The sequence below is a fragment of the Streptomyces sp. NPDC056503 genome (assembly GCF_042794995.1).
Lineage (GTDB): Bacteria > Actinomycetota > Actinomycetes > Streptomycetales > Streptomycetaceae > Streptomyces.
The window spans coordinates 139,798-146,424 of the sequence record NZ_JBHTST010000002.1 but is presented as its reverse complement, the minus strand read 5'-3'; the positions used below and the strand labels follow the sequence as shown (position 1 = coordinate 146,424).

Sequence of the window (6,627 nt, the reverse complement as noted above, 5' to 3'; positions counted from 1 at the left end):
CCCCGCGGGGCGTCCTCGCCGCCCTCGCCGCGGTCCTCGCGCTCATCGCCCTCGTCGAACTGCTCACCCTGATCGGCACGGGGGTGCGCGACCGGGCGCGCGACCTGCTCGCGCTCCGCGCCATCGGTCTGACCCCCCGCCAGATCGGCGCCGTCGTCGTCAGCGCCGCCGCGCTCACCGCCCTGGCGGCCGCGGTCCTCGGCACGGCCGTGGGCGCGGCCCTCGGCCACCGCCTGGTCGACGCCGAGGCCGCCGCCACCGGCCTCGGCGCCGGCGTGGCCCGGCTCCCGGACCCGGGGCTCCTCGCCGCCCTGGTCCTCGCCGTCACCACCACCGGCGCCGTCGCCGCCCTGGCCCCCGCCGTCCGCACGGCCCGCCGCCGCCTCGTCGACTCGCCCGGCGAGACGCTCCAGGCGCGTTGACCCGCGGGGACCCGGTCAGGGGCGCAGGATCAGCCGGATCGGGTCGCCGGTCTTGCTCTCCAGCCGCTCCACCGCCTCGGCGGCCCGGGCCAGGGGCAGCTCGCCGCTGATCGATGCGGAGAAGTCCAGCCGGCCGTGTCCGAGGAGGGTGAGCAGCTGGGGCAGGGCGACCGGCATGTCGGAGCCGTAGTGGCCGAGGATCTGCTGCTGGAGGTAGCTGAAGCGGGTGCCGTCGGAGACGGTGAGCGGCCGGTCCGTGAGGCCCACCAGGACCAGGCGGCCCTTGGGCGCGAGGACCGACAGCGCCTGCGCGCGGACGGCCGGCACCCCCGCGAAGTCGAAGGCCGCCGCGAGGCCCGCCCCGCCGGTCGCGGCGCCGATCCGCTCGCCCAGCGCCGGGTCGGCGGGGTCGAGCGCCAGGTCCGCGCCGCGGGCGAGGGCGCGCTCGCGGGCCGTGGGGTTGGGGTCGACCACGATGACCGGGCACGCGCCGACGGCCCGCAGCAGCTGGACGGCGTGGACGCCGAGTCCGCCCGCGCCCCAGACGCCGACGGCTTCGGCGGGCCGGACGGCCCCGGTGACGGTGATGGCGCCCCAGGGGGTGGAGACCGCGTCCGGGATGATCGCCCCCTGGTCGAAGGGGATCGCGTCGGGCAGTTCGGTGAGGGCGTCCTCGGCGGAGAGCGCGTACTCGGCCCATCCGCCGTCGTAGTCGACGCCGCGGGTGTAGGTGACGCCGTCGCGGACCTCGCCCGCGTACAGCACGACGCGCTGTCCGGGGGTCCAGCGGGTGACGCCGGGGCCGGTCTCGGCGATGGTGCCGGACACCTCGTGGCCCAGGGTGACCGTGTCGCCGGGCAGCAGCAGCGGGGTGAGGGTGCCGTCGATCAGGTGGACGTCCGACAGGCAGACGCCGGCGGCCTCCACCTTCACGAGCACCTGGCCGGGCCCCGGCGCGGGCTTCGCCACCTCCTCGATCCGCAGGGTGCGGCTGGGGACGTGCAGCCGGGCGGCGAGCATCTGCTCCATGACGTGACCTCCTTGACACGGCGGCGACCCGGGACCGTGAGGGCCGTAACGCAAGTCGCCTTGCGTTGAACGGTACGTCCGCCTCCGGACGTAAAGCAAGTGGACCTGCGTTAGGCTCCGGGCATGGCCCCCGACGACCAGCCCGCACCGCCCCTGCGCCGGCGCGGCGCCCGCATGCGCTCCGCCGTCCTCGCCGCCACCGTCGACGTCCTCGCGGAGCACGGCCTCGCCGGCACCACCGTCGGCGCCGTCGCCCGCGCCGCGGGCGTCCACGAGACCTCCGTCTACCGACGCTGGAAGACCCGCGAGAACCTCATCCTGGAAGCCCTGGCCGAACAGGCCGACGCGGCGGTCCCCCTCCCGGACACCGGCCGGATCCGCGACGACCTCGTCACCTACTTCGGCGCCCTCGCACGCCTCCTCGCGACCCCCCAGGGCCAGGCCCTGCTCCGCCTCAGCGCCGAACACGACGACACCCTGCCGGACCGCCGCCTCGCCTACTGGTCCGACCGCCTCGACCGCGGCGCCGTCATGGTCCGCCGGGCCGTCGACCGCGGCGAGCTCCCCCCGCACACCGACCCCGGCCTCGTCATCGAGGCCCTCGGCGGCCCCCTCCTCACCCGCGCCCTCATCAGCGGCGCCCCCCTCGACGAGGACCTCGCCACCCGCCTCGTCGACCTCGTCCTCGGCGGCGCGGCCGCCCCGAAACCGGGTGCCTGAACGGCCACCCCGCTGGTGTACTGCTCCGATGACCGAGACACCGACCGCCGTACGGGACTCGCTGCACGGGCTCGCCTTCGGTGACGCCTTCGGCGACCGCTGGTTCCGCATCCTCCGCCGGCACGGCGAGGCGCCCCTCGTGGCCCGCACCCTGCCCGCGGAGGAGCCGTGGCGGTGGACCGACGACACCGCCCAGGCCCTCGTCCTCGTACGGGAACTCGCCGACGGCTCCGGCACCGTCGACCAGGACCGCCTCGCCCGCGCCCTCGCGACCGCCTACGCCGACGACACCCACCGCGGCTACGGCGCCTCCATGCACGACGTGCTCCGCCGGATCGGGGCCGGCGAGCCCTGGCGGGACGTCGTCGCCGGACAGTTCGGCGGGCAGGGCTCCTGGGGCAACGGCGCGGCCATGCGCGCCGCCCCGCTCGGCGCCTGGCACGCCGGCGACCTCGACACCGCCGCGGAGCAGGCCGCCGGCCAGGCCGTCGTCTCCCACCACCACCCCGAGGCGGTCGCCGGCGCCGTGGCCGTCGCCCTCGCCGCCGCGCTGGCGACCCGCAGCCGGGGCGGCCCCGCGCCCACCCGCCCCGACCTGCTCCGGGCCGTCGCCGACCGCCTCCCGGAGAGCGACGTCCGGTCCGGCCTGCGGATCGCCGCCCGCCTGCCCGGTCGCACCTCGGTCCGGCACGCCGCCCGGGTCCTCGGCTCCGGCTACCGCATGTCGGGCCCCGACACCGTCCCGTACGCCCTCTGGTGCGCGGCCGGACGCCTCGACGACCTGCACGAGGGCCTCTGGACCACCGTCGGGGGCCGCGGCGACATCGACACCACCTGCGCCATCGCCGGCGGGGTGATCGCCGCCCGCACCGGCGTCGCCGCCCTCCCCGCCGCCTGGCACACGGCCCGCGAGCCGCTCCCGCCGCTCCCCGGCGCGGACCACGAGGGCGCCCCCGCCTTCGGACGGCGCGACGAGGCGGGGATCGAGGCGGCGACCGAGGCGGCGACCGAAGCGTCCTGATCCCGGGAGCGTCAGCCGTCCGTGGCCCCCGAGGCCCCTGAGCCCCCCGAGTCCTCCGAGGCCCCCAGGGCCCCCGAGCCCTCCGCGGGGCCGGGGACCTCACCCGTACGACTCCGGACCTCGCGCAGCGCCGTGTACACGGACCACACCACCGACACCAGAGGCACCGCCACCACCGCCCCGACGATGCCGGCCGCGATCGACCCCGCCACCACCGAGATCGCCACCACCAGCGGGTGGAGCCGTACCGCCCAGCTCATCACCAGAGGGTGCAGCACATGCCCCTCGATCTGCCCGATCACGACGATCAGCGCCACGACGAGCCCCGCCACCAGCGGTCCCTTCGACGCCAGGGCCACCACCGCCGCCACCGCCAGCGCGATCGGCGAACCGATCAGCGGCACGAAGGCCGCCGCGAACTCCAGCAGCGCCAGCGGCACCGCGAGCGGCACGCCGAGCAGCCACAACGCCACCCCGACGAGGAGCGCGTTGACGGCGGCGACCAGCACGATCCCGTGGGTGTACCCCGTGAACGTCCGCCACGCCGCCCGGCCGCCCACCGCCACCCGCTCCCGCACCGACCCCGGCAGCTGCTCCTGGAACCACACCCATTGGCGGTCGCCCGAGTGGATGAAGAACACCGACGCGAACACCGCGAGGGCCAGCGTCGTCAGCACCGCCACCACATGGTGCGCGCCGCTCACCGCCTCGCCGACCAACGCGGCACGGTGGCTGGACAGGAACTGCCCGGTCCTCGCCTCCAGGTCCGTCAGCGCTTCGGGGTGCACGTGGAACGGCGGCGCCTCCAGCCACCGCTGGATGCGGTCGACACCGTTCCGGAACTCCCGCACGAGCGTCGTCCGCTCACCCGCCACCGCCTCCCCGACCAGCGCCAACACCCCCAGGAACAGGGCGAGTCCGCCGAGCAGCGTGAGGGCCACCGCGAGCGGACGGGGCAGACCGCGGGCGACGACGTCCGCGACCGGACGCAGCAGCGCGGTGACGACGAGGCCGAGGAAGAGGGCCACCCCGATCTCGTGGAACCGGCCGAGGAGGGCGAACACGGCGTAGACGAGGAGACCGACGACGAGCAGCCGCCACGCGTACGCGGCGACCGTGCGGAGGAAGGGGGCCACCTGGGAGACCCCTGCTGACTGCGGCTGCATGGCCGACGGCTACCACCGCGCCGCGCCCCTTCCCGCGCCGCCGCACCGAGTCCGTTCGACCTTCACCCGCCCAGCGGCGGACCAAGATCGATAGTATTGTCCGCAATGTACGACCGTGCTCGATGACCGGAGGCCGTCATGAAGGACTTCAAGTACGAGCGGAAGCGCTCGCTCTCCCGTGCGGACGCCGCCGACCAGCTGTCCGCCCTCGCCGCCGCGCTCCGGAAGGGAGGTGAGGCCGAACTCGTACTGGGCGGGGGCGTCCTGAACCTCCGGATCCCCGAGGACCTGGCGGGCGAGATCGAGCTGTCGGTCGAGGACGGCGAGATCGAGATCGAGGTCGAGCTCAAGTGGCCCATCCGGGGCGCGGTGAGCTCGAAGTCGAAGGAGAAGGAGAAGTCGAAGGCGGAGAGCGGGAAGCCGGCTCCCGGGAAGAAGCCCGCTCCCGGGAAGAAGGCGGCTCCGGCGAAGAAGTCCGCCCCGGAGAAGCCCTCGGCGAAGAAGGCTTCCGAGAAGGCCCCCGCGAAGAAGGCCCCCGCGAAGAAAGCGGTCGTGAAGAACGCGGTCGTGAAGAAGCCCGCCGCCAAGAAGGCCCCCGCCAAGACCGGCCCGGCCAAGAAGGCTCCCGCCAAGAAGGCTCCCGCCAAGAAGGACGCCGTGAAGAAGGCCCCCGCCAAGCGGTCGTGACCGCGACGCGGGGGCCGAGCCGCACGGGCTGCGCGGGGATCAGCAGCCGACCGTGCCCCTGCGCAGGGCGTGGCCGCCGGTGTTGGAGTCGTCGGACCAGTAGACGGGCTTGCTGCCGGCCACGCACTCGTCGGCGGCGGCGAGGGCGAAGCCCTCGTTGTTGTAGTCGGGCATGCCGGTGGGCCGGGCGTACGTGGCGCTGACGGCGAAGGCGCCGGTGGCGGCGTCGACCTTCAGCGTCCGGTGCCGGCCGCCGCAGGTGTCGTCGCAGACGGCCCACAGCCGGGACGCCTGGGGCTCCCACTGGACCTCCATGACGCCCGCCATCCCGGTGGTGATCGAGGCGACGCGCGTGAAGGCGCCCGAGTCCTGGAGCACGTACCCGTGGATCGCCCCGGTCCCCTCGACGCCGACGAAGAAGACGCCGCCGCCGTGGGCGCCGTAACCGGCCGGGGCGTAGGCGGCGCCGGTCGAGGCGTCCTTGAAGCCGGCGGCGGTGAGGGAGGCGTCGGGGATCCAGGTGACGGCCTCGAAGCCGGCGTTGGAGCCGGTCGACGGCAGGTCGGAGGTGAGGTTCCACTCGCGGGTGGCGGTCAGCGTGGAGCCCGTGCCGGCGACGTCGTACCGCAGCACGGACAGGCGGCTGGTGCCGGACGCGTCGCCGTTCCGCTCGCTCGCGACGAAGACGCCGCCCGCCGCGCCCGCGCCGGTGACCGTCACGCCCTCGCTGTCGGGCGCGCCGGAGCCACCGGGGAAACGCAGGGTCTTGCCGGAGGACCAGCCGCCGCCCGTGTCCGGCGTCCAGCCGCCGGAGCCGTCCCGGACCAGCCGCCACAGCTTCCCGCTGTTCTGCGCGGCCCAGAGGACGTCGCCCTCCTGGTGGAGCCCGCTCAGGTCGCCGCCGAAGACGTTCGCCGCGTCCGCCGTGGTCACCGCGCCGCCACCGGGCCAGGCCACCTGACCCGCGCCGCCGTCGGTGCCGCCGCAGCTGTTGGCCGCGCCGAGCGTGACGGCCGCCGCCTTGAACGCCCCGGTGCCGTCGGGGCAGCGGGACCAGGACGGCGAGGAGTGGCCGCTCCAGGAGTGGCTGTCGACCAGCGTGCTGCCGTCGGGCAGGTAGAGACGCGCCTTGTCGCTGGAGCCGAGCCCGAACTTGCCGTGCACGTCGAAGGCGCGGAAGGCGCCCGGGGCGAGTGTCGTGCCCGCGGCGATGGTGTACTTCGAGCCGTTGTCGTCGTCCTTGAGGATCCAGCCGGAGACGTCGACGGTCGACGTGCCCTTGTTGTACAGCTCGATCGAGTCCTCGACGGACCCGGTCGTGACGACCTCGTTGACACGGATGTCGTCGGCGGGGGCGGCCTGCGCGGGCGCGGCGGTCAGCCCGCCGAGGACGAGCGCCGGTACGGCGGCGAGGGCGAGGGTCAGATCACGGCGCCGGCGGCGTGCACGCGAAACGGTCACGGAAGTCCGTCCTGGAGTTCGAGGGGCTGAGCGCCACGACGGTCGCGGCCGCACCCGAACACCATCCCTCCGCCCCGGGCTCCCTCCGTGAACACCAGCCGAACCCTTGCTTCCGTACCGC

The 6,627-nt window shown here is 75.2% G+C and carries 7 protein-coding genes; 4 read left to right on the top strand and 3 right to left on the bottom strand.

What is annotated here, in order from left to right:
- A partial coding sequence (locus ACFQ8C_RS01335) for an FtsX-like permease family protein (protein WP_383450936.1) occupies nucleotides 1–422 on the top strand: 422 nt, incomplete at its 5' end.
- A gap of 15 nt (nucleotides 423–437) precedes the next feature.
- Here the strand turns inward: ACFQ8C_RS01335 and ACFQ8C_RS01330 are convergent.
- Nucleotides 438–1,451, bottom strand: coding sequence for a zinc-binding dehydrogenase (locus tag ACFQ8C_RS01330; RefSeq protein WP_383450933.1), 1,014 nt, complete (start codon nucleotides 1,449–1,451; stop codon nucleotides 438–440).
- 123 nt (nucleotides 1,452–1,574) lie between these two features.
- On the opposite strand from ACFQ8C_RS01330, the gene ACFQ8C_RS01325 reads away from it, so the two are divergent.
- Together ACFQ8C_RS01325 and ACFQ8C_RS01320 are read left to right on the top strand one after the other, a co-directional pair.
- Nucleotides 1,575–2,171: a TetR/AcrR family transcriptional regulator gene (locus ACFQ8C_RS01325; protein ID WP_383450931.1), complete on the top strand. Its 597-nt coding sequence runs from the start codon at nucleotides 1,575–1,577 to the stop codon at nucleotides 2,169–2,171.
- 28 nt (nucleotides 2,172–2,199) lie between these two features.
- A complete protein-coding gene (locus tag ACFQ8C_RS01320) occupies nucleotides 2,200–3,192 on the top strand; it encodes an ADP-ribosylglycohydrolase family protein (protein ID WP_383450928.1) in 993 nt (330 codons plus the stop codon).
- Between the two features lie 11 nt (nucleotides 3,193–3,203).
- Here ACFQ8C_RS01320 and ACFQ8C_RS01315 read toward each other — a convergent pair whose 3' ends face one another.
- Nucleotides 3,204–4,358 (bottom strand): AI-2E family transporter, encoded by a 1,155-nt coding sequence (locus ACFQ8C_RS01315; protein WP_383450925.1) that lies wholly within the window; start codon nucleotides 4,356–4,358, stop codon nucleotides 3,204–3,206.
- A gap of 138 nt (nucleotides 4,359–4,496) precedes the next feature.
- Here ACFQ8C_RS01315 and ACFQ8C_RS01310 point away from each other — a divergent pair, with 138 nt between their 5' ends.
- Nucleotides 4,497–5,045: an amphi-Trp domain-containing protein gene (locus tag ACFQ8C_RS01310; protein ID WP_383450922.1), complete on the top strand. Its 549-nt coding sequence runs from the start codon at nucleotides 4,497–4,499 to the stop codon at nucleotides 5,043–5,045.
- A gap of 39 nt (nucleotides 5,046–5,084) precedes the next feature.
- On the opposite strand, the gene ACFQ8C_RS01305 is transcribed toward ACFQ8C_RS01310, so the two are convergent.
- Nucleotides 5,085–6,506, bottom strand: coding sequence for a lamin tail domain-containing protein (locus tag ACFQ8C_RS01305; protein ID WP_383450920.1), 1,422 nt, complete (start codon nucleotides 6,504–6,506; stop codon nucleotides 5,085–5,087).
- Nucleotides 6,507–6,627 lie beyond the last annotated feature (121 nt).

What these genes read in the sequence shown, in the direction of transcription:
- ACFQ8C_RS01330 (WP_383450933.1), bottom strand. Translation starts at nt 1,451, where the DNA reads ATGGAGCAGATGCTCGCCGCCCGGCTGCACGTCCCCAGCCGCACCCTG.
- ACFQ8C_RS01325 (WP_383450931.1), top strand. Translation starts at nt 1,575, where the DNA reads ATGGCCCCCGACGACCAGCCCGCACCGCCCCTGCGCCGGCGCGGCGCC.
- ACFQ8C_RS01320 (WP_383450928.1), top strand. Translation starts at nt 2,200, where the DNA reads ATGACCGAGACACCGACCGCCGTACGGGACTCGCTGCACGGGCTCGCC.
- ACFQ8C_RS01315 (WP_383450925.1), bottom strand. Translation starts at nt 4,358, where the DNA reads ATGCAGCCGCAGTCAGCAGGGGTCTCCCAGGTGGCCCCCTTCCTCCGC.
- ACFQ8C_RS01310 (WP_383450922.1), top strand. Translation starts at nt 4,497, where the DNA reads ATGAAGGACTTCAAGTACGAGCGGAAGCGCTCGCTCTCCCGTGCGGAC.